Here is a 20,434-nt window from a genome sequence, read left to right as displayed (position 1 = left end):
ACCCTCGGCGCAAGAGCGCTTGATCCAAGGTGATTTCCGCGAAAGCATCGACCAACCCGTGGGGGCGCCTTAAGTCGCCCCTACCTCCCGCGCCCACCACCGCCGCCTCCGCCACCGCCGGACGAGCCGCCGCCACCCCCGCCCGAGCTGCTGCCGGGCGGTGTTGCGGAGGACGCGATCTGGCGACTCAAGGTCTGGCCGAGCGACCGGCTCATACGCGAGAGATCCCCGGCGCTGCCGCGGCCTCGATACCAGTGTATGGCCCCTGCGGCGGCGGCCGCAGCCGCGGCGCCGACGGCAAGCGTGAACTTGCGGGTCCATGCCTCTTCGACATCCAGGGCCAGCGCGTAGGGTAAAAGCGCTTCGTAGCGTTCGGCATCCAGCTCGGGCGGCGCATCGCTACCCGGACCCGGGAGCGACCTCAACTCGTCGCGCTCGGCGACACCGAGGTAGAGTTTCAGACCCTCGACCCGGTCGAGCAGTCGTCGCCCCTCGCTGGTCGGGGCCTTCAGCAGCCAAGCAAAGAGGACATGAGCGCCGACGGCAAGCCCGAACAGGACGAGCATGGCCGGTATCCCGTCTCCGCCCGCGACCATCCAGGCCAAACCGCCGTAGAGCACGGAGAAGGCGATCCCGACGGCGAGCTTGCCGCCGTTGACGAGAAAAAAGCGCGGGCTATAGAGTTGTGCGAGGCTCTGGGTGTGTCCGCTCTGCGCCGACCCGACCCGATCCGCCTGCTTGTTGGTCAGCACCAGCTGATCGCCCTTGGCGAAGAGCAGCCGGAGCAGGGTCGCTTGACTCGGCGTGAGGGCGGCGGGGTCGGCGCCGGGCAAACGCTCGAGCCGCCACGCCTCGCGCCAACCGGTCTTTTCCTGATGAATCACCACATGACCCTTCACGGCCGTCTCGACCAGATCGGCGGCAAAGCAGCGGTGGTCGTAGCCCATCCGACTCAGATAGCGCAGACCCGCGGGTGAATGTCCATCCGGGGGCCGGTAGTGCGGGAAGATCGGGCCGGCTTGCGGATCACGCCCGACGCGCCACCAAGTGGCCCCGTAGTAGGCGAGCAGCAGGATGAGCCCGACCAAGGCGACCAGCACCCCGCGATTATCGTACAGCAGCCAGCCGAGACGCCGGGCATCCGTCGGCTCCGCGATCAGACCTTTCGGGAACCCGGCAACGATGGTTAAACCCTCGGCAACACCCAAGGGCCGTGTCGTCGCGAAACGGATCTCGTCGGGCGCGACGACCTCTGCAACCAGGTCGCGACCCATGGCGCCCTGAGGACCGGTATAGCCCTCGGCGGCAAGGTCCGCGATCGGGACCTCGGCCGGAAGCCGCACCGTGGCACTCGCCGCGAGGATCGGAAAGATCCAACCGGTGCCGGTGACGTTCCAGTAGAGCTCGTCGTGCCCCTCGAAAAAACCGAGCTGACGGGTCGTGCGATAGCGAATGCGGTAGGTGTAGGTCGCCGGGACAGCAAGAAAATCGTCGTTGCCTGTGTTGATGTCGACGCCGTTGGAGACCCGCTCGATGAAATTGGGCTCCGGCTTGCCGTCGCGCTCCACGCCGAGCAGCTCGAAGCCAACCCGGACCTGGTTGCCGAGCCGGTCGCGATAGCGGGTCGGAAACTCGCGCACGATGCCGCGGCGGATCTCGCGCCCTTCGGCGCGAATCGCGATGGTCTCGGTCACGTCGAGGCTGCCGTCGGGCTGGATGGAGAGATCGCTGTGGAAGGAGAGGATCTCCTCGGCGGCATCCGCCTGTGCGCCGACCCCGAGCAGGAGCGGGGGCAGGAGCAAAAGACCGAGGAGCCATCGCCCCTTCGGTTTAGACCATCCCTGCATCCGGGACGACCGGAAGCACCCGGCAACCTGAACAGGAAGGCCGTCGATCATGTCTCGCCCTCGAGTCGCGGGACCGCGCGCTCGGACTCGCGGGCGAGATAGAACTCGGCCGACACGAATCCGAACAGCTTGGCGATCAGCAGATCCGGCACCTTTTGAATCGCGTCGTTCAACTCGCGCACCGCCCCGTTGTAGAAGCGGCGTGCGTATTGGAGATGCTCCTCGACATCGACGAGATCACGTTGAAGGCGCAGGAAATTCTCGCTCGCCTTGAGATCCGGATAGGCCTCGTCGAGCAGGATCAGCCGACCGACCGACTGCTCCAGTGCCGCCTCCAGGGTCGCCAGCTCAACGGGGCTTCGCGTCTCCACGGCACGGGTGCGCAGCGCAGCGACGGCCTCGAAGAGTGTCTGCTCATGCGCCGCATAGCCGCGCACGGCCTCGACCAACATGGGGATGAGATCGTGACGCCGAGTAAGCTGAACATCGATATCGCTCCAGGCCGCGCGGACACGATTGCGCAGGCGCACCAGGCGATTGAAGACCCAGAGACCCCAGCCGAGCGGAACCAAGAGGAGCGCCGCAAACCCGTAAACCATGTACCGAGAGCCCTCCCGAGCGATGCCGACGACGTCACTTCCGTGACAAGAATCAGGGCCGACCCGTCGCGCCAAGCTCGAACATCGGTTTGCTCTCGGGACCCACTTCGTGAAGGGCCGGATTGAGACGCCGCAGATCGAGCGTCGGCTTGACCTTGAGCGACAACAGCGACGGATCCAGGTACTTCTTCATCAGGCGCCGTGCCTTGCCGAGATCGCGTGTCCCGCGCAACGCCCGCACCTGGTTCAAAGCCACCTGTGTCGGCTCGGTTCCGCCGTTGCGGCGGTAATAGGTGATCACCGCCTCGGTGTAGTTGAGCGTCTCGAGATAGGTCACCTGACTATTGGTGCGATCGACCACGCCTTCGCCGGCGTTGTAGGCCATGATGACTCGGCCGTAGTCGTTGTTGTACTTGCGCAGGAGACGCTTGAGGTGACGTGTGCCGGTGTCGAGGTTGATCTTGGGGTCGAAGAGATCGGCGACCGAGGTCACCCCGTAGTCCGCCGCCGTCGGGGGCATCAACTGCATCAGACCGACCGCGCCTGCGCGGGAAACCGCATGGGCGTTGTAGTTCGACTCGGCCGCGACCACCGCGCGAACCAATTCCTCCTCGACACCGTGTCGCCCTGCGACCGCCGGGATCATGGCGACAACCTCCGCACGGCTCGGACGAGGCCGGTTCGGCGCGACGGGCAACGCCGGCTTGACCGGGGTGGCCTCGGCGGGCTTGAGGGTGTCGTTCTCGATCTTGGCTGATTCCGTCCGCGCCTGCTGCGTCTCGGGACCCTCCGTCGAGGCGGATTTTCCGGCCAATGTGCCCCAGGAGACGATCGGCCAAAAGGCCAGCGCCAGAAACGCCAAGCGTCGGATCCGGTTTCGATCGGCACCGAAGGTTGTCATGATCCGTCCACCACTGAGGTTGCCAAGGAGGCGCCTCTCGAATCGGCCTGAGCGACCCGGGACGCATGACCCGCACGACGAAGCCGAGGCTGCAGAAAGGGCTCCAGAAGATCCGCCGCCTGCTCGATACCGGTCGGCTCCACGGCAGGCGGTCGATCAGCGGTGCGCAGCGCATGGATCGCCTCGGCGAGATGTCCCGCCAGGAGGTCCTCCCGCGTGATCTCGCGTGTCGGCATCCGCTCGGCGAGCCAGGGTATCAAGGCCGCTTCCTCCGGCCAATCGCCGCGTTTGACATAGAGAACGGGAAGCCGGTTCACGGCCGCCTCGGAGTAAGTGCCGTAGCCGGGCTTGCACAGCATGAGATCGCAGGACGACATGACGTCCGGTACCCGCAGTCCCAGGGAGGAAATCCCGGTCGCGTCGCGCCTCTGCCCCGCGGGCAGATCCTGAGCCAACCAATGGACCTGGTCCTGCTCGGACCACATCGCGAGCGGATCGAAACCATCGAAGCCGCCGAACTGCATCAGCGCGAAGGGGCGATCGGCGGGCAAACCGCAGCGCGCGCGTAGCTCTGCGCGGCGATCCGGATAACGGCTCGCAATCGGACCCACATCGATCGCGTTCGGAAGCCATGACATGGGCATCGAGGGGGCCGGTCGGATAAAGATCTCGGCCGCGGCATAGACCGCCCGCATCCGCTCCATCACCGGTGCGGGGACCTGATCGGCCACCGGACTCTCGCGCAAAATGTCATACCAGTTGAGCGAACACAGCGCAACCGCCGGGATGCCCGCCCGACGCGCCGCGTCGAGCGGCAGCCAAGGCACATCGGCCAAGACCAGGTCAGGCGCCGCACGGCGCAACAGGGCAATCTCGCGCTCGAGCTGCCGATCATAATCGGCCTCGAAATCGGCATAACGAATCAGGCTGTCCGACCAGCGGGTACTGAGCGGACCGTCCATGAGCAGGCCGATATCCGTCGCCTCGTGGATCTGCGTAAACCCGGGCGGCAGTCGGCTGCGCGCAAAACCAGGATCGATGTCGCTCTGCAAGGTGATCCGCAGACCGGGCAGACGCCGCGCCAGCTCATGGACGACCGGCGCCGCCTGCGCCAGATGCCCATAACCGTGGGCGGTCACGGCAAGGAGAAGATATGGCATGAAAGCGCCTCCGGTTCGCCTCGGACTCGCGTCAGGACTCGACGTGCTCGGACGCCGCCGCAGGGCGGCCGAGCCGCTGCCCGAGCTGAATCTTGCTGCCCGGCGCAAGCGTCTCGTCCAACCGCACCCGACCGGGCTCGAAGAGCAGGATGACGGTGGAGCCCAGATTGAAGCGGCCCATCTCGGCGCCGCGCTCGAGCCGGACCGATCCGACTCCGTCACCGGGACCGGCGCCCGCATTCGAGGACCGATCCCCGCCTCGTGCAGGCGTCACCTCGCCGGCCCAAACGGTCTCGATCCCGCCGACGAAGATGGCCCCGACCAGGACCATCGCCATCGCGCCGACATCGGTCTCGAATCGGCACGCCACCCGCTCGTTGCGTGCGAACAGCCGAGGCACCAGGTCCGCGGTGATGTTGTTCACGCTGAACAACCGTCCCGGAATGTGGTGCATCCAGGTGAGATCACCGCCGAGCGGCATGTGGATCCGGTGGTAATCACTCGGCGCCAAATAAATGGTTGCAAAGGTACCGCCGCTGAAGGCCCTTGCCCGCTCGGTGTCGCCTCCGAGGAGATCCTCGACCGTATAATCACGACCTTTCGCTTGTATCAGGCAACCTGCGGAGATGCGCCCGCTCTGACTGATCGTGCCGTCGACGGGGCTCACGAGCGCCCGCAGGTCCGGATCGAGTGGCCGCGCTTCGGGTCCCAGCGCGCGGGTAAAAAAGGCGTTGAAGTGCACATAGGCCTTCGCATTCGGCTCCGCTGCCTCGGTCATATCGATCTTGTAGATGCGTAGGAAGGTCGCGATCAACAGATCTTTGAGCGGACGCCATCGGACACGCGCCAGACGATACATGATGGCCGACAACAGGTGCTGGGGAAGGACATGCTGAAGGGCGACGAAGAGCCGCGCCCCCACGCCCCGGACTGATTCCGTCATGGTGTCTCCGGCAACAAGAGATCCGAGCCGGCGTGGATGGCCTTCAGATCCTCGGCCATCCGTGCGCCGTCTTCGGTCTCGGGAAGAAAGGCAAGTAGGTATCCCCCCGGCGCAACGACGAAGATCGCCGGCGTATCCGCGGCGCCGAGGCCGATGTCGGCGCGGAGACGCTCGATCTGCTCGGCATCGCCGCCGAGGATCTTCAACGCGGGCATGAGACCGGCGAAATCCCGGTGAAGGCTGGAATCAGTCCCCGTGGTGACGAGCACGAGGCGAAGTTGTTTGCGCAAGGCGCGCTCGTCGGCCACCCGGTTGTAGACATCGATCAAACGCTGGACGGCGAGTTGGCCCGAGGCCCGCGACAGGTCCCCGAAGGCGAGCAGGGTCCAGCCTTGCGACAGGTCCTTTTGGCCGAACGGACTTCCGAGGGCCTCCCGGAGCTCGAAATCCGGCAGGTTAGAGGGCGGACGGAGCAGCAACCCGGCGATCACCGGAGGCGTATCGCTGCGGCGCTGGTACTGATTACCCCATTGGTAGGCCAGGACGAACAGCGAGATGGCACCGAGCATCAGGACCAGGCGAACCCAGAGGGGGCGTCGGTTCCGGAGAAACATCTCAGGTAAACGCCTCTGGTGCACACGCCGGAGCGGCGTCGGTGGAACGGGCGTCTGTCGGGGAACGGCGCGGGTCGCATCGTGCGGATCGGCACGGCAGCGAGTGGACATCGCGGCGATGCGACCCCATTACCTCCGCGCGGGGCGTTACGGATAACTGCATCATAAGAAGGGATCGAATCCGAGTCGCGGTCGGGGTCGCGAGTCATCACGATTCGGACCCGAAGTTGTGACCAGTATACGGGTCGTCTCGCCCGAGGCTCAAGCCAATGCCGCCGATGATCAATCCGATCTTCACGCGGATCGTCGAAACCGAATCACGGGAGGTCACTATGGGTCACAAGGTCGAGAAGACCGATCTCGAATGGCGCGAAACCCTGACACCGGAGCAATACCGTGTCTGTCGGGAGAAGGGCACCGAACCGGCCTTCACCGGGCAGTATCACGACTCCAAGGCGCCGGGTCTCTACCGCTGCGTCTGCTGCGACGAGCCTCTGTTCGAGGCGAGCGAGAAATTCGATTCCGGCTCGGGCTGGCCGAGCTTTTGGCAGCCGACCGCGCCGGACGCCGTGGCGACCGAGGAGGACGTCAGTTACGGCATGCGCCGCACCGAGGTCATCTGCAACAGTTGCGGCGCCCATCTCGGGCATGTCTTTCCCGACGGGCCGAGACCGACGGGGCTCAGATACTGCATCAATTCGGTGGCCTTGGCGTTCGAGCCCGAAGCCTGATCGTGTCCTCGCCGCATCAGCGCGGGCCGATGGCGTCCACGGCTGTGCCCCAGACGCCGAGCTGCTTCGTACGGGCGATACGCTCCATGGCGTGATACTCGAACGGCGCTCCCGGGAGTGCGAGCGCCCAGCCGCGCTGGATGAGATAGGCGGCCAAGTCCTCGCCCGGGCTCAGCCCGGTACGATCGACGTGGCAGATGGCTTGGATCCGTCCGGCCTCGGATCGACCACGCGGCTCGCAGGTCACGAATCCCCTGACGCGGAAGTCGAGCGCAAGTGTGCTGCGCGACGCACAGCGGACGGGGCGCTCCCAGCGACGGCACTGGCGCTCGGTCTGCGGAAGGTAGATCCCGTAGAGCTCGATCGTCTGCCCCTTGATTGAGAGCGTGCCGTCGTCTTCGACGATGGCGATTCCGACGATCTCGCGGGGTCCGGCCGCGAAGGCCGGGGCGCCGAGGAGCAACGCTACAAGTGCGCCCGCGAAGGCGGCGCCCGAGAGCGGGTCGATCCCCCGTCGTCTGCTCGGTAAGGCTCGGCGGGCCATCCGGTTAGCGGTCGCTCGCCCGATTGTCTTGCGCGGACCCGTTCGCGGGCGAGTCCCCGGAGGCTGCCCCCTCTGCAGATGCCTCGGGATCGGCCGTGCTGCCCGGATCCTCGGGAGTCAGCATGTCCGGAATCATTTCCCCTCCGTTTGCACCGGCACCGGTGCCGAGCATGCCGGCCTTCGCGCTCTTGCCGGGAAACTCGAAGCGCATCTCCGGCCAGATCGCGAGCCCCTTCGCCGCCGACACCGTCCCGCCGGTCGCCTCGTTGATGGCGGTTCCGCTGAGGGCCGTACGCACGATCATGTCGCTCTTTCCGGTGATCCCCGCGAGGCGACCCGTTCCGCCGGTGAGCGTAAATTGGCCTGTGCAGGAACCGGGCTCGCCGTTGCAGGTGAATTCCGCATACACATAGTCGCCGGTGGGGCTTTCAATGGTGCAGTAGCCCTGCCCGTTTAGCTGGTTGCTCAGGACGTGGATGATCTGGGTCGATGGACATGTGAAGAGCGCGGCATCCAGCAGCCCGTCTCCGTGCTCGATATACATGACACCCTCGAACGTGCCGATGAACTGTAGCTTATCCACGGCGATCTGAAAGAGCTGACCGTTCGCCTCCCAGGGCGCGAGGATCTTGGCCGTGCCCTCATCGGCGACGGCGCCGCGTGCCAGCGCCAAAGCGAGAAAGAGCAGGAGGGTCGACTGGAATATTCTGCGCATGGATGCCTCCGAAATGCGATGGGCGAGCTCGTCCGAATCGTTGTCGAGTCTAACAGCCCCCGGTCGAGTCGCGGCTCTGATAACATCGACGGCCGATGATTGAGGGCAATCGATGCGGGGGGAGAGGTGAGAATCGTGCAGTTGCAAGCCGCTGTCGAGGCGTGGTCGTGACCCCCGGCGAGGCTCCGGAGACCTTGATGCTGGGCTGGCGCGAGTGGATCGCCCTGCCGGAGCTGGGGTTGGGCCTCGTGAAGGCCAAAATCGACACGGGGGCGCGCACCTCCACCCTGCATGCCTTCTATGTCGACGGCTTCCGCCGAGGCGGGCAGCACTATGTCCGCTTCGGCGTCCATCCGCTGCAGAAGCGCACCGATGTCGTGATCCACTCCGAGGCATTGGTGCTCGACCAACGGCGGGTTACCGACTCGGGCGGTCATCGCGAGGACCGCTACGTGATCCGTACACGGCTCGCGCTGGGCGGCCAGGATTGGCCGATCGAAATGACCCTGACCAATCGCGAAACCATGCTGTTTCGCATGCTGCTCGGTCGCACGGCGCTCGCCGGTCGCGCTCGGGTCGATCCGGCACGCTCCTTTCTCACCGGGCGGGTGGCGCGACCCCGGGAGCACTACGCCTGACGCCATCAGATCGGTTTCCGCGGCGACGGCGCCTCACCCATCGCCTCCCAGTCGAAACGGGGCAGTTGGTCGAAGACGCTGCGGATGCCCTCGTTCCAACTGCACGAAAGCGCACGTAGTGCTGGGGAGTCGGCGGTGAGCTTGAGTCGGTGGGTCAGGGTCAGACTGTCCTTGGCATAGATGGCGACCTCGAACGGCGGGCCGACCGTCACGTTCGAGCGCGAGGTCGCATCCAAGGAGACCACGCACAGACGCGCCCCGTTCTCGAGCGACAGGTCCGGCTTGGCGATGCGATCCAGCGCGGGTTTACCGTATTTGGTCTCGCCGATCTGCAGGTAGGGGGTCTGAGGCGAAGCCGCGAAATAATTGCCCTGGGGATAGATCAGGTAGACACCATGCGGCTGATCGGCGATCTGCCCCCCTAGGATGAGGGTGGTCTCCGCGCTCACGCCGCTTTGATGCAGTGCAGGGGCATGGTCGCGCTGCACCCCGACACTGACCCGCCCGACATAATCCGCCGCTTCGAAGAGATAGCGCGCGCTCAGCAAGTCAATCCGCGACCGCTCGCGGTGGGGGTCCGTGATGGGCCCCGCGTCGCGCGGTTGGTCGAGGTCACGTCGGATGCGGTTCAGCACCTCCTGCGTGGTCGCGAGGTTGCCCGCGGACATCAGGATAAAGATCCGGTCCGCGGCAGGTTGGAAGACGTGGAGCTTGCTGAACGTAGTGACATAGTCGACGCCGGCGTTGGTGCGGGAGTCGGCAGCCATTACGAGACCCTCGTCGAGGGCGAGTCCGAGGCAGTAGGTCATGGTGATCGTATCTTCGTGGCAATGCGCAGGTGGTCTTGCTCGGATTGGCGGCGTTCGAGCGATCGCTCGCGTGCATGTCGGACCGATGCGGGCGACGAGTCTGCGCGCGACTCCCGCGACGTAAAGGCTGGACGACGGCCTCGTCACCGCGCAAGCGGATGGACGTCGTTGCCCTTGTCCAGCATACTCCGAGCAGGAGGTTTCGAGGTCGGTCTTCGATGGATCGCCGTCGTAAATCATTCCGGCCGAGCCATCCCCGACACCTGCTCTGCGAGTGAGAACCATGAGTATCGATTGGAATGCCTACCCCTCCGAGGGTTTCTTCGACGAGTTGGTCGCCGGCAACGGGAATCGGGCAATCGCCGGTTTGCTCGCCGATCTCGAGGCGCTTGGCCCCGAGGAGCTGGTGGCCCGCCAGGAAGCAGCCGATGTCTCGATCAAGGAGATGGGCATTACCTTCACCGTGTATTCCGAGGAAGGCGGCGCCATCGATCGGACCTGGCCGTTCGACATCATTCCACGCATTATTGCTCAGTCGGAGTGGGAGCGTGTCGATGCCGGGCTGCGCCAGCGCGTGCAGGCCCTGAACCTCTTCATCGACGATCTCTACCACGACCAAAAAGTCATCAAAGACGGCGTCTTCCCGGCCGAGGTCCTCGCCAAATCGGTGAACTTCCGCCCGCAGTGCGTCGGCGTCGACCCGCCCTTGGGGATCTGGGCGCATATCTGCGGCTCGGATCTGGTGCGCGACGCCGACGGGATCCTCTATGTCCTGGAGGACAACCTGCGTGTCCCCTCGGGCGTCTCCTATATGCTGGAGAACCGCCTGGTCACCAAACGGGTGCTGCCCGAGCTGTTCGAGCACTATGCGCCTCTGCCGGTCGACGATTATCCCTCGGAGCTCTTCGACACTCTGGCGGCCCTCTCGCCGCGCCCGGCGGACTATCCCGCGGTGGTCGTGCTGACCCCGGGCATCTACAACTCGGCCTATTTCGAGCACTCCTATCTGGCACAGCAGATGGGTTGCGAGCTGGTGGAAGGACGTGATCTGTTCGTCGACAAGGACGACTGCGTCTACATGCGCACCGTCGACGGGCTCGCCCGCGTCGACGTCGTCTATCGCCGCATCGACGACCTCTTTCTCGATCCAGAAGCCTTCCTCCCCGATTCCGCGCTCGGCGTGCCCGGACTCATGCGCGCATGGAAGGCCGGCAACGTCGCCCTGGCCAATGCACCCGGCGCCGGGGTTGCCGACGACAAGGTCGTCTATGCCTTCGTGCCCGAGCTGATCCGCTACTATCTCGACGCCGACCCCATCATCCCGAACGTCCCGACCTACCGCTGTATGGAGCCGGATGCCTTGGCTTATACCCTGGAGAATATGGAACGGATGGTCGTGAAGCCCGCCAACGAGTCCGGCGGCTACGGCATGCTGGTGGGGCCCGCATCGACCAAGGCCGAGCGCGAGCACTTCGCCGAGCTGATCAAAAAAGACCCGCGCAATTACATTTCCCAGCCGGCGCTGAAGCTCTCGACCGTGCCGACGATCATCGGCAAAAAGCTCGAGCCGCGTCATGTGGATCTGCGCCCCTTTATCCTCTCGGCGGACCGCCAGCAAGTCACGATGGGCGGGTTGACACGTGTGGCGATGCGCAAAGGGTCCTTAGTCGTGAACTCGTCCCAGGGCGGGGGCAGCAAAGACACCTGGATCGTGCCCGAGCCGCCGCAGACCGACGAATGAGCGGCCGAGCCGTCGGCAGGGACCGAAGCGAATCCAATCGAGCATAGGGGTCGGAACACATGCTCTCGCGTGTTGCAGAAAACATCTACTGGATGGCCCGCTATGTCGAGCGGGCCGAGAACACCGCCCGTATCGTGACGGTCAACGCCAATCTCCTACTCGACCTGCCCAAGGGCATCGCGCCGGGCTGGCGGCCGTTGGTGGACATCACGGGCGCGAACGCGCTCTTCGAGGAGCACTACAAGGACTACAGCGAACGCAACGTCGTGCGGTTTCTCCTCGCCGACGAGCGTAATTCGGGGTCGATCCTGGCGGCCCTGGTGGCGGCTCGCGAGAACTGTCGCACCATACGCGACTTCGTGCCGCGCGAGGTCTGGGAGCTGCTGAACGAGATCTATCTCTTCGCCCGCGAGGATCTCCCCAAGGGGATGACGAAAGGCGGTCGACATGCCTATCTGAAGCGGGTGATCCAGGGCGCCCAAAACATCAACGGGCTGCTTTCGGGCACCATGTTGCACGATCAAGGTTACGATTTCCTGCACCTGGGGCGTTTTTTGGAGCGTGCGGACATGACGACCCGCATCATCGACGTGCGCTCCGCCAACCTGCTGCCCGAGGAGGCGACGGAGCTTCGACCCTTCGAGACCATCCAATGGGTGAGCGTACTGAAGTCCATGACGGCCTACCAAGCCTATCGGCGCAGCGAGCAGATTCGCGTGCTGCGTGGACCGGTGTTGCGTTTTCTCTTTCAGAACGAGGCGTTCCCGCGCTCGGTCGTGCATTGCATCGAAGCGCTGCGGACCAGTCTTTCGAAGCTGCCCCGCAACGACTCCGCCTTGCGCGTGGCGGGACGGCTCAAGCGCAATCTCGAGGGGACCGAGCCGCGCCGACTCAATCAGCAACAGCTCCATGCCTTTATCGACGACCTTCAGGTCGGGATCGGCGATCTGCACGAGGAGCTTGCGCGGACCTGGTTCCCGCCGCCTCCGGAGACGCAGACGCAATCGCAAACGCAGGACTGAAGCTGAATCGCGTCCGGCGCGAGATGCGCGGTCGGTGTATCGGTTCGGTGTTGGACCAAAATACGGAGGTTGGTGAGACGCGATTCAGAAAACGGGAGACAGGGTGCCGACGTAAACCGATCGGCGGCAAGGTGGCGGTGCCGCTGCATCGTTTCGGATCGCGACCCTCATCGGGAGTCGATTGGACGCCTCGGGGAAAACCCTGCAACATGGCGGCTCCTTCTCGCCGAACCGGGAGCCGACGGTGACCCCAGACCCTCTGTCGATCGTGGATGCCTATCTCGCCGCCCAGTCGGCAAGAGATTTCGAGGCGATGCGCGGCTTACTCGCCGACCAGGGTTTTTGCTATCGCAGTCCGATCACGGTGTTCGATCGGGCGGATGACTTCATCCAGTACGCCGCCGTGTCGAGCGGCATCATCATCGACAGAGAGATCCGAAAAGTCTTTGTGGACGGCAACGACATTTGCCATTTCATGACCTATCGGATCCAGATCTCCGAGAAGCTCGCCGTCGAGGCCGCGCAATGGTCGCGCGTGCACGAGGGTCGGATTCAAAAGATCGAAGCGGTCTTCGATGCCTCCCCCTATCGAGAGCTCTTTCCGAACGACGAACCTGCGCCCTGAGCCGCCCTCATTCCGCCACGGGCAACCAGCGGGCCAAGGTCTCGCGCAACTCGGCGAGCTTGACCGGTTTGGCGAGATAGTCGTCCATCCCAGCCTCCAGACACGCATCGCGATCCGTGGCCATCGCGTTGGCCGTCATGGCGATGATGGGGATGCGTGAACGGCCTTCACGATGTTCGCGCTCCCGCCATTGCCGAGTGGCTCCGAGGCCGTCGAGTACCGGCATCTGCATGTCCATCAGCACGGCGTCGAAGCACGCGCTCGCGAGTCGCTCGATCGCCTCGGCGCCATTCTGAACGAGGTCCGGCTCGATGCCCAAGCGCATGAGCATCCCGCGCGCGACCTGTTGATTGACCGGATTGTCTTCGGCCAGCAACACACGCCCGTTCAAGGGCCGCTCGAGCATCGCTGTCTCGCCTTGATCCGGGATCGGTCTGTCGGTGAGGAGAACCTGCGCGAGTGCATCGCGAAGCAGACCCTGCCGCACCGGCTTGCTCAGGACGAGATCAACCGGATCCGGCGCCTCCCCGAACGGCTCCGGGCGCCCGCCCGAGGTCAACAAGATCAATCGGACGGCAGCAATGGCAGGGGTCGCGCGGATCGCACGCGCGAGCGCGAGACCATCCATCTCGGGCATCTGCAGATCCAGCACGGCGGCCTCGAAGGGACGACCCTCGGCTTGTGCACGGACGAGCAGCCCGAGCGCCGTGGGACCGTCGGGCACGGCTTCGTAGGCCACACGCCAGCCGCGAAGATAGTGCCCGAGAATCTCCAGGTTGGTTGCGTTGTCGTCGACGCAGAGGATCCGCAGACCCTCGAGCCCTGCGCCCTCGGTCGGCTCGGCCATCTCGGGTTGACGATCGAACGGCAGCTCGATCCGGAACCGAGAACCCCGACCGAAAGTGCTCTCGACCTGGATGTCGCCCCCCATCAGCTCGATCAGATCCTTGCTGATGGCGAGGCCGAGACCGGACCCTCCGAAACGCCGTGTCGTGGAGCCGTCCGCCTGGACAAAGGGTTTGAAGAGGCGCTCGAGCTGCTCAGGCGTCATGCCGATCCCGGTGTCCGAGATCTCGAAGCAGAATCGGCTGCGTTCGGCCTCCTGCCTGCAGACATCGACACGCAGCGCAACCTCGCCCGAGAGCGAGAACTTTACGGCATTGCCCAAGACGTTCGTCAGGATCTGTCGCAAACGATGGGGATCGCCCAGCACACGGGCGGGTAGCCCCGGCGGCACGAAGCAGACCAGCTCGATCTGTTTGCTGCGCGCGCTCGCCGTGAAGAGACCGGCGACATCCTCGGCCAGACGGCGCAGATCGAAGGGGATGCGCTCGAGATCGAGTCGCCCGGACTCGATCTTGGAGAAATCCAGGATGTCGTTGATGACATTGAGCAGACTCTCCGCCGAGGTGTGCGCCACATCGACGAGGCCCTTCTGCTCCGCATTCAGGCGCTCGTGCGAGAGCATCTCCAGCAAGCCGAGTACACCGTTCATGGGCGTGCGGATCTCGTGGCTCATGTTGGCGACGAACTGACCCTTGGCGATGCTTGCCGATTCGGCCTGCTCCTTGGCGATCACCAAGGCCGCCTCGGTGGCGCGCCGCTCCTCGATCTCGCGCTCCAGATCCCGATTCAACGCGGCGATCCGCTCCTTTTCCTGCGTTAAACTGTCGATCAGATCGAGATTGACGTGTCCCAGCTCGAGTGAATGGCGCAGGGTGCGATGGTAGCGCCGCGCGTTGAGCCACATGAAGACGGCAAACAGCAGGATCAGCGCGAGAAAGGTATAGGCAAGCTCGTCGCCGATCACGATCATCCGCAGCGCGAAGGGCACCAGCGCACCGAGCATGTACAAGAAATAGGCCGCCAGATAGGCGCTCAAGCTCGGGATCGCTCCGGCGACCATGCCGGAGATGACGAAGCCGAGAAAGACCTGATAGGTCAACACATGGCTGGGGAGCAGGAAGACCGAGAGGCCCCAGGCGAGCCCCGTCGCGGCGGCGCCCAGCGCGAATCGACGGGGCCAATCGGTGGACGAACGGGCCTCGCCGGCCCGCCGATAGTCCATCATCAGGCGACCGCGGGCGATCAGGATCACGACAAGCGCGGCGAACCAGATCCAGGCCCCGGCCGGGGAGGAAACCAGGCTCATCGCGGCTGCCACGAGCAGGGCATTCGCCCCGGTGATGACGAGACTGGCGGGAAGCTGCTCGAACAGCAGTCGCGTAAGATCCTTTTCGATCAGTGCATCCGTCGCGGGGTTATGCGGCAGACCGTTGCCTGGGTGCGACATGATCGGTCAACCCTGCCCGGAGTCGATGAACGGAGCCGCAGACACAGACGTACCGAGTGCGCGAGCGAGGTCCCGCAACGTCATGCCGCCGAGCGCCGCGTCGATCGCCTGCTCGATACCCTTCTCGATTCGTCCGATCTCGCCCTCCGGAAGGGTGCCTCGACAGCCGCTCTCGCGTTCTTCGAAACAGCGCACCGCGTCGAGCATCGCCTTGACCGAGATACCGTCGGTTGCACGCGCAGGGACGAAGGTCGGCGAATCGCCGGCAGTGCGAATCAGAAACCCCGACTCCTCGAGCACGCCCAACATCCGTTCGGCATTGGTTTTGGGAACCTCGAGGTTCCGTGCAAGCTCATCGCTGCTCCAAGGCGGCCCGCCGGACTCGTAGCGCAGGGCCACTTGCCCGGCAAGGATCAAGGCGAGACGCTCCCGCTGCCGATTGCTCAACTGCAGATCACGCGAGCGTATCCTCAGATACTCGGGATGTTGGTGGTAAAAGGCAATGCTTGCGCCGATCAGCAGAATCAACCAGGCGATGTAGATCCAGATCATGAAGAGGATCAGGATCGCCAGACTCGAATAGACCGCCATCAGGCGCGTCGAGCTGGCCATGAAATAAGCGAACAGCCCCCCGATGAACTCCCAGAGCAGCCCGGCGATGAGTGCCCCGACAACCGCGGAGAGGATGTGAACCCGCGTGTTGGGGACAAAGACGTAGAAGAAGGCGAACGTCAGCGAGATCATCATGAAGGGGCCGAGCTGGCCCAAGGCATGCCAGACATCCCCGAACGGCTTCGCCTCGATGATCGCCTGAACGAAGGCGTTCCCGCCTAGCGAGGCCGAGAGTCCGACGGCCGAGAAGAAGAGCACGGGGCCCACGAGGATAACGCTCAAATACTTGCTGAAACGTTGGGCGAACGAGCGCTGCGTGGAGACGCGCCAGGTGAAGTTGAAGACCTGCTCGATCTTCTGGACCAGCGAAATGACGGTGTAGATCAGCAGTGCAAGCCCGACCGACCCCAGCACCCCCACCCGCATGTTGTCGACGAAGCCGATGATCTGGGTGGTGATCTCCACGCCGCCCTCGCCGAGCGGGGCCAGCACCTTCAGGAGCAGAGGCTCCAATTGATTGTGGACGCCGAACCCCTTCAATACCGAGAAGGTGACCGCCAGCAAGGGCACCAGCGCCAAGATGGTCGTATAGACCAGACTCATGGCCTGCAGGGACAGGTAGCCTTGGGTCAGGTCGCGCATCAGCGCATAGATCAAACGCCCGAGCCAGATCGGGAGGGCTTGCCAGGGCGGCATCTCGTCGAGCCGACGACTCCAGAGCAGTGCGTCGATTCGCTCGGAGACGGGCATGGCGTGGTTCATGTGCGCTCTCTCGGGGAGGAGTCGGACGGCACTTCCGGCCGCTTGCCGTCGTTTCATTATATCGGGTCGGTGCGCCTTGTCGCCGCGATACGCAGCTGCGCCGACTTGAAGCCTGCTTGCACCCTCTCCATTTGCGAGGTCCTTAGGGGTCGATGATCCCCTGCCCTTTACACCCGTCATCATCGATCCCGTGCGCGGGTCATCGGCAATCCTTCACCCATCGACGAGCAAACCCATGCGTTTTTCCTGCAACTTCGTCGGGGCCTTGGCCCTCCTATCCTCATCCGCCGTCGTGACGGCGGACGAGCCGCAAACCCTGACGCCGATGTCCAAGGACATCCAGGCGCCCGCGTTCGACCTCCAAGGGCCGGCCGGTGAGCCGCAACGTCTCCTCGATCATCGCGGCAAGCCGGTCATCCTCAACTTCTGGGCGACCTGGTGTCCGCCCTGTCGCGCCGAGATGCCCTCGATGCAACGCGCCCACGAAGACCTCGCCGACGAGGGCATCTCGGTGATCGCCGTCAACGTCGGAGAGGACGCCGAGACCATCGAGCGGTTCCTGAGCGAGACGGATGTCGACTTCCCGATCCCGATGGACGTCGACTCCGAGGTCGTGCAGAGCTACCCGGTCAAGGGCTTGCCCACCACCTTCGTCATCGATCCCGAGGGTCGCTTCGCCTTCAGCGCGACCGGCGAGCGCGAATGGGACGATCCCGCACTGCTCGATCAGGTGCGGGGGCTCAAGACCGGGCCTTAATCCGCGGACCGGCAATGCGGTTTATTCCACGCCGCGGCCTCCGGGCTTTACGAAGACTTTACGCCGACGCCCGCCGGGGCACATAGCGCCTTGACGCCCGGCCTTCCTAGAATGCGTATCCACGGATCTTCAAACGAGACCGGCCTTCGATGGATACTGCGCTTCTCCTCATCGTCGTCGCCCTCGCGGGCTACCTGCTGTTTGCCCTGATCCATCCCGAGCGGTTTTAGCCCGGGATGATGATCATGACGATCCTCGGCGTCTTCATGCTCCTGAGCCTTTTCGGGCTCTGTTTCCTTTTCATCGACTGGGTGGATCGGCTATGAACGAGGTGTTCTTGGTCTACGCCGTCGTCATGCTCCTGGCTTTACCGCTGGGGCGCTACCTTGCGTTGATCCATGCGTCCACTCCCACCCCGCTCGATCGGGTATTCGGCCCCCTGGAGCGCATCCTCTACCGCGCCATGGGAATCGACCCTGCCGCCCGAATGGGCTGGGCCGCCTACGGCAAGGCCCTGCTCGCGCTGCATCTTGTCATTGCCTTGATCGCATTTGCGATCTTCATGCTGCAAGGTTGGCTGCCGCTCAACCCGGACGGGATCCCCGGCATGGACTGGGACCTGGCGCTGCACACCACGGCCGCCTTCATCACCAACACCAACCAGCAGCATTACGCGGGTCAAGCGCAGCTGTCGTATTTCGCGCAGCTCTTCGCCGTCGTCGCCATGCAGGTGATCACGGCGGCGGCAGGGATCGCGGCGCTGGTGGCCATCCTGCGGACCCTGCTCAAACCGGAGGGTTCACAGATGAGAACGGCATCGGGCGAGGTCGCGGTCGGGCATTTCCATGTCGATCTGGTGCGTACCATCGTGCGTCTGCTGCTGCCGCTGGCATTCGTGACGACGCTGCTGCTTGCCTGGCAGGGTGTCCCGAGCAGCTTCGAGGGGGCGCGTGCGGTCAAGCCACTGGACGAGAGCGCCGCGCTCGCCGAACAACGCATCCCGATCGGACCCGTCGCACCCATGGTGGCGATCAAGCAGCTCGGAACCAACGGCGGCGGCTGGTACGGCGCCAACAGCGCGGTGCCGCTGGAGAATCCCACACCCGTGTCCAACCTCGTCGAGACGGTCGCGATCCTGCTCATCCCGGTCGCACTGCTGGTTATGGCAGCGTATCTGACCGGACAACGACGCCTGATACTGTCCATCTTCGCGGTCATGTTTCTGCTCTCGGCGTCGTTGAGCAGCTTGGCGATCTGGTCGGAGAACCAGCCCAACGCAGCCTTCGCCGGTATCGCCGCGGAGGGGCCGAACCTCGAGGGCAAAGAGGTCCGCTTCGGTGCGACGGCCACGGCGCTCTGGGGCAGCTTCACCACCCAGACTTCCAACGGCTCGGTCAACGGCATGCATGATTCGTTCAATCCCTCGGGCGGCCTCGCCACCCTGATGGGCATGTTCATCAATGCCACCTTCGGCGGCGTCGGGGTCGGTCTGATCAACTATCTGCTGTTTCTTCTGCTCGCCGCCTTTCTCGGGAGCTTGATGGTGGGGCGATCGCCCGAGTTCCTCGGCCGACCCATCGAGGCGAAGGAGATCAAGCTGATCTCGATCGCGCTCTTGTTGCAACCCCTCCTGATCTTGTCCCTGGCCGCGGTCGCGGTAAGGGTCCCCGGCCTGGCGCAGACATCCAATCCCGGCTTCCACGGTTTGAGCCAGGTCCTCTACGAATACACCTCGGCCTATGCGAACAACGGCTCGGGCTTCGAAGGTTTGGGCGACGACACGCCCTGGTGGAACCTCAGCTGTACCCTCGCCCTGATCCTCGGCCGCTTTATTCCCATCCTGGCACCGCTCGCGATTGCCGCCGGCATGGCCGGCAAACGGGTCGCGCCGACCACCTCGGGCAGTCTGGACGTGGCCACACCCACCTTTGCGGTCCTCACTTTGGGGGTGATCCTGATGTTCGCACTCTTGAGCTTCTTTCCGGCACTCGCCCTCGGTCCCTTGGCCGAGCAGTGGACGACCGTGCCATGAGCAGCCTGTCGCGGCAGCCGGACGACACCATGGCCTCGGTCTTGCGCAGATCGCGCAAGTCCCGGGCCCGCTTTGCCTCCTTGACCGGCCGTAGCCTTCTTCGGCTCGTCGGTCAGGCGATCGTGCGGCTGGACCCGCGATCCCTGGCGCGCAACCCGGTCATGCTGGTCGTCGGGGTCGGCACCCTGGTGACCCTCTGGCTGACCGGCGAGGCGCTTTTGGGCGGCCGTCCCTTCGGCTTCGATCTGGCGATTGCCGCCACGCTCCTCTTCACCCTGCTCTTCGCCAACGCCGCCGAGGCGCTGGCGGAGGCACGCGGCCGTGCCCAGGCCGACAGCCTGCGCTCCACTCGAGACAACCTCTTCGCCAACCGACTCGCGGGTGAGCGCGAGGAGCAGGTCGCCGCCCGGGATCTGCGCATGGGCGATCGGATCCGGGTGCGTGCCGGAGAGCTGATCCCGGCGGACGGCGAGATTGTCGAGGGTGCGGCGAGCATCAACGAGTCGGCCGTCACCGGCGAGTCCGCCCCCGTGCTGCGCGAGGCCGGCACCGACAACAGCGGGGTAACCGCCGGGACCAAGGTCCTCTCGGATGCTATCCTGATCGAGGTCACGGCCGTCTTCGGGCAGACCCTGCTCGATCGCATGATCGCCTTGGTCGAGGGGGCGAAGCGGCAGAAGACGCCGAACGAAATCGCGCTGACCGTGCTGCTGACGGCCCTGACCCTGGTCTTCCTGATCGTGGTCGCAACCCTGCTGCCCTTTGCCCGATTCGTCGGCACGGAGGTGTCGCCGACCGTCCTGGTGGCCCTGTTGGTGTGCCTCATCCCGACCACGATCGGCGGGCTGCTTCCGGCGATCGGCATCGCCGGAATGGACCGGGCGATGCGGGCCAATCTGGTCGCCAAATCGGGCAAGGCGGTGGAGGTCGCGGGCAACATCGACACCCTGCTGCTCGACAAGACGGGCACCGTGACCTACGGCGACCGCCATGCCACGGATTTCCGCCCCGTCGGGGAGGCGATCGAGACACGGCTGCGCGATGCTGCACTGCTCGCCTCGCTCGCCGACCCGACCCCGGAGGGCAAAT

Annotated in this window: 20 protein-coding genes; 9 read left to right on the top strand and 11 right to left on the bottom strand. The window is 64.7% G+C overall.

Annotated elements, in window-relative coordinates:
* Nucleotides 1–80: 80 nt before the first annotated feature.
* From GPT33_RS00330 to GPT33_RS00305, 6 genes are read right to left on the bottom strand one after another with little or no spacing between them, the layout of a single operon-like run.
* Nucleotides 81–1,898 (bottom strand): DUF2207 domain-containing protein, encoded by a 1,818-nt coding sequence (locus GPT33_RS00330; RefSeq protein WP_296804740.1) that lies wholly within the window; start codon nt 1,896–1,898, stop codon nt 81–83.
* Nucleotides 1,895–2,446: a LemA family protein gene (locus tag GPT33_RS00325; RefSeq protein ID WP_296804738.1), complete on the bottom strand. Its 552-nt coding sequence runs from the start codon at nt 2,444–2,446 to the stop codon at nt 1,895–1,897. Before GPT33_RS00325 ends, GPT33_RS00330 begins: the two co-directional genes overlap by 4 nt.
* Nucleotides 2,447–2,498: 52 nt before the next feature.
* A complete protein-coding gene (locus GPT33_RS00320; RefSeq protein ID WP_296804736.1) occupies nt 2,499–3,347 on the bottom strand; it encodes a lytic transglycosylase domain-containing protein in 849 nt (282 codons plus the stop codon).
* A complete protein-coding gene (locus GPT33_RS00315) occupies nt 3,344–4,507 on the bottom strand; it encodes a hypothetical protein (protein WP_296804734.1) in 1,164 nt (387 codons plus the stop codon). The genes GPT33_RS00320 and GPT33_RS00315 overlap by 4 nt, the downstream gene beginning before the upstream one ends.
* A gap of 31 nt (nt 4,508–4,538) precedes the next feature.
* The gene (gene asd, locus GPT33_RS00310; RefSeq protein ID WP_296804732.1) at nt 4,539–5,450 is read right to left on the bottom strand and encodes an archaetidylserine decarboxylase; all 912 of its coding nucleotides are present in this window, start codon (nt 5,448–5,450) and stop codon (nt 4,539–4,541) included.
* Nucleotides 5,447–6,064 (bottom strand): hypothetical protein, encoded by a 618-nt coding sequence (locus GPT33_RS00305; RefSeq protein WP_296804730.1) that lies wholly within the window; start codon nt 6,062–6,064, stop codon nt 5,447–5,449. The genes asd and GPT33_RS00305 overlap by 4 nt, the downstream gene beginning before the upstream one ends.
* Before the next feature lie 332 nt (nt 6,065–6,396).
* Between GPT33_RS00305 and msrB the strand changes: the two genes are divergently transcribed.
* Nucleotides 6,397–6,795 carry a peptide-methionine (R)-S-oxide reductase MsrB gene (msrB, locus tag GPT33_RS00300; RefSeq protein ID WP_296804758.1) on the top strand — a complete coding sequence of 133 codons (399 nt, stop codon included), beginning with the start codon at nt 6,397–6,399 and terminating at the stop codon, nt 6,793–6,795.
* 16 nt (nt 6,796–6,811) lie between these two features.
* Here msrB and GPT33_RS00295 read toward each other — a convergent pair whose 3' ends face one another.
* Both GPT33_RS00295 and GPT33_RS00290 read right to left on the bottom strand, forming a co-directional pair.
* The gene (locus GPT33_RS00295; protein ID WP_296804728.1) at nt 6,812–7,339 is read right to left on the bottom strand and encodes a nuclease-like protein; all 528 of its coding nucleotides are present in this window, start codon (nt 7,337–7,339) and stop codon (nt 6,812–6,814) included.
* A gap of 4 nt (nt 7,340–7,343) precedes the next feature.
* Entirely contained in the window at nt 7,344–8,054 is a 711-nt protein-coding gene (locus GPT33_RS00290) for a hypothetical protein (protein ID WP_296804725.1), read from the bottom strand.
* Between the two features lie 197 nt (nt 8,055–8,251).
* On the opposite strand from GPT33_RS00290, the gene GPT33_RS00285 reads away from it, so the two are divergent.
* Nucleotides 8,252–8,692 (top strand): ATP-dependent zinc protease, encoded by a 441-nt coding sequence (locus tag GPT33_RS00285; RefSeq protein ID WP_296804757.1) that lies wholly within the window; start codon nt 8,252–8,254, stop codon nt 8,690–8,692.
* A 5-nt stretch (nt 8,693–8,697) separates the two neighbouring features.
* Here the strand turns inward: GPT33_RS00285 and GPT33_RS00280 are convergent, their stop codons facing one another.
* Nucleotides 8,698–9,501: a 20S proteasome subunit A/B gene (locus GPT33_RS00280; protein WP_296804722.1), complete on the bottom strand. Its 804-nt coding sequence runs from the start codon at nt 9,499–9,501 to the stop codon at nt 8,698–8,700.
* Between the two features lie 283 nt (nt 9,502–9,784).
* On the opposite strand from GPT33_RS00280, the gene GPT33_RS00275 reads away from it, so the two are divergent.
* The 3 genes from GPT33_RS00275 (at nt 9,785) to GPT33_RS00265 (ending at nt 12,889) form a co-directional block, all read left to right on the top strand.
* Nucleotides 9,785–11,242, top strand: a complete 1,458-nt coding sequence (locus GPT33_RS00275) for a circularly permuted type 2 ATP-grasp protein (RefSeq protein ID WP_296804720.1) — start codon at nt 9,785–9,787, stop codon at nt 11,240–11,242.
* A gap of 59 nt (nt 11,243–11,301) precedes the next feature.
* Entirely contained in the window at nt 11,302–12,264 is a 963-nt protein-coding gene (locus GPT33_RS00270; RefSeq protein WP_296804718.1) for an alpha-E domain-containing protein, read from the top strand.
* 244 nt (nt 12,265–12,508) lie between these two features.
* Nucleotides 12,509–12,889: a nuclear transport factor 2 family protein gene (locus GPT33_RS00265; protein WP_296804716.1), complete on the top strand. Its 381-nt coding sequence runs from the start codon at nt 12,509–12,511 to the stop codon at nt 12,887–12,889.
* Between the two features lie 7 nt (nt 12,890–12,896).
* On the opposite strand, the gene GPT33_RS00260 is transcribed toward GPT33_RS00265, so the two are convergent.
* Both GPT33_RS00260 and GPT33_RS00255 read right to left on the bottom strand, forming a co-directional pair.
* The gene (locus GPT33_RS00260) at nt 12,897–15,182 is read right to left on the bottom strand and encodes a response regulator (protein WP_296804714.1); all 2,286 of its coding nucleotides are present in this window, start codon (nt 15,180–15,182) and stop codon (nt 12,897–12,899) included.
* Between the two features lie 6 nt (nt 15,183–15,188).
* The gene (locus GPT33_RS00255; RefSeq protein WP_296804712.1) at nt 15,189–16,556 is read right to left on the bottom strand and encodes a YhjD/YihY/BrkB family envelope integrity protein; all 1,368 of its coding nucleotides are present in this window, start codon (nt 16,554–16,556) and stop codon (nt 15,189–15,191) included.
* Nucleotides 16,557–16,791: 235 nt separating this feature from the next.
* Between GPT33_RS00255 and GPT33_RS00250 the strand changes: the two genes are divergently transcribed.
* From GPT33_RS00250 to GPT33_RS00240, 4 genes are all read left to right on the top strand, one after another.
* Nucleotides 16,792–17,313: a TlpA disulfide reductase family protein gene (locus GPT33_RS00250; protein WP_296804709.1), complete on the top strand. Its 522-nt coding sequence runs from the start codon at nt 16,792–16,794 to the stop codon at nt 17,311–17,313.
* A gap of 149 nt (nt 17,314–17,462) precedes the next feature.
* Complete coding sequence (kdpF, locus tag GPT33_RS18840; RefSeq protein ID WP_363928884.1) at nt 17,463–17,543, top strand: K(+)-transporting ATPase subunit F; 81 nt, start codon at nt 17,463–17,465, stop codon at nt 17,541–17,543.
* A gap of 92 nt (nt 17,544–17,635) precedes the next feature.
* Nucleotides 17,636–19,345, top strand: coding sequence for a potassium-transporting ATPase subunit KdpA (gene kdpA, locus GPT33_RS00245; protein ID WP_296804707.1), 1,710 nt, complete (start codon nt 17,636–17,638; stop codon nt 19,343–19,345).
* Nucleotides 19,342–20,434, top strand: a 1,093-nt coding sequence (locus tag GPT33_RS00240) for an HAD-IC family P-type ATPase (protein ID WP_296804705.1), incomplete at its 3' end; no start/stop codon positions are given. The genes kdpA and GPT33_RS00240, both read left to right, overlap by 4 nt.

The sequence above is a fragment of the Thiocapsa sp. genome (assembly GCF_011390875.1).
In the GTDB taxonomy this organism is placed as follows: domain Bacteria; phylum Pseudomonadota; class Gammaproteobacteria; order Chromatiales; family Chromatiaceae; genus Thiocapsa.
Note: the sequence above shows the minus strand (reverse complement) of the source record. Positions and strands in the feature narration are given on the sequence as shown.

What these genes read in the sequence shown, in the direction of transcription:
- asd (WP_296804732.1), bottom strand. Translation starts at nt 5,450, where the DNA reads ATGACGGAATCAGTCCGGGGCGTGGGGGCGCGGCTCTTCGTCGCCCTT.
- GPT33_RS00280 (WP_296804722.1), bottom strand. Translation starts at nt 9,501, where the DNA reads ATGACCTACTGCCTCGGACTCGCCCTCGACGAGGGTCTCGTAATGGCT.
- GPT33_RS00250 (WP_296804709.1), top strand. Translation starts at nt 16,792, where the DNA reads ATGCGTTTTTCCTGCAACTTCGTCGGGGCCTTGGCCCTCCTATCCTCA.
- kdpA (WP_296804707.1), top strand. Translation starts at nt 17,636, where the DNA reads ATGAACGAGGTGTTCTTGGTCTACGCCGTCGTCATGCTCCTGGCTTTA.
- GPT33_RS00295 (WP_296804728.1), bottom strand. Translation starts at nt 7,339, where the DNA reads ATGGCCCGCCGAGCCTTACCGAGCAGACGACGGGGGATCGACCCGCTC.
- GPT33_RS00330 (WP_296804740.1), bottom strand. Translation starts at nt 1,898, where the DNA reads ATGATCGACGGCCTTCCTGTTCAGGTTGCCGGGTGCTTCCGGTCGTCC.
- GPT33_RS00255 (WP_296804712.1), bottom strand. Translation starts at nt 16,556, where the DNA reads ATGAACCACGCCATGCCCGTCTCCGAGCGAATCGACGCACTGCTCTGG.
- GPT33_RS00325 (WP_296804738.1), bottom strand. Translation starts at nt 2,446, where the DNA reads ATGGTTTACGGGTTTGCGGCGCTCCTCTTGGTTCCGCTCGGCTGGGGT.
- GPT33_RS00305 (WP_296804730.1), bottom strand. Translation starts at nt 6,064, where the DNA reads ATGTTTCTCCGGAACCGACGCCCCCTCTGGGTTCGCCTGGTCCTGATG.
- GPT33_RS00315 (WP_296804734.1), bottom strand. Translation starts at nt 4,507, where the DNA reads ATGCCATATCTTCTCCTTGCCGTGACCGCCCACGGTTATGGGCATCTG.
- GPT33_RS00320 (WP_296804736.1), bottom strand. Translation starts at nt 3,347, where the DNA reads ATGACAACCTTCGGTGCCGATCGAAACCGGATCCGACGCTTGGCGTTT.
- GPT33_RS00260 (WP_296804714.1), bottom strand. Translation starts at nt 15,182, where the DNA reads ATGTCGCACCCAGGCAACGGTCTGCCGCATAACCCCGCGACGGATGCA.
- GPT33_RS00270 (WP_296804718.1), top strand. Translation starts at nt 11,302, where the DNA reads ATGCTCTCGCGTGTTGCAGAAAACATCTACTGGATGGCCCGCTATGTC.
- GPT33_RS00290 (WP_296804725.1), bottom strand. Translation starts at nt 8,054, where the DNA reads ATGCGCAGAATATTCCAGTCGACCCTCCTGCTCTTTCTCGCTTTGGCG.
- msrB (WP_296804758.1), top strand. Translation starts at nt 6,397, where the DNA reads ATGGGTCACAAGGTCGAGAAGACCGATCTCGAATGGCGCGAAACCCTG.
- kdpF (WP_363928884.1), top strand. Translation starts at nt 17,463, where the DNA reads ATGGATACTGCGCTTCTCCTCATCGTCGTCGCCCTCGCGGGCTACCTG.
- GPT33_RS00285 (WP_296804757.1), top strand. Translation starts at nt 8,252, where the DNA reads ATGCTGGGCTGGCGCGAGTGGATCGCCCTGCCGGAGCTGGGGTTGGGC.
- GPT33_RS00275 (WP_296804720.1), top strand. Translation starts at nt 9,785, where the DNA reads ATGAGTATCGATTGGAATGCCTACCCCTCCGAGGGTTTCTTCGACGAG.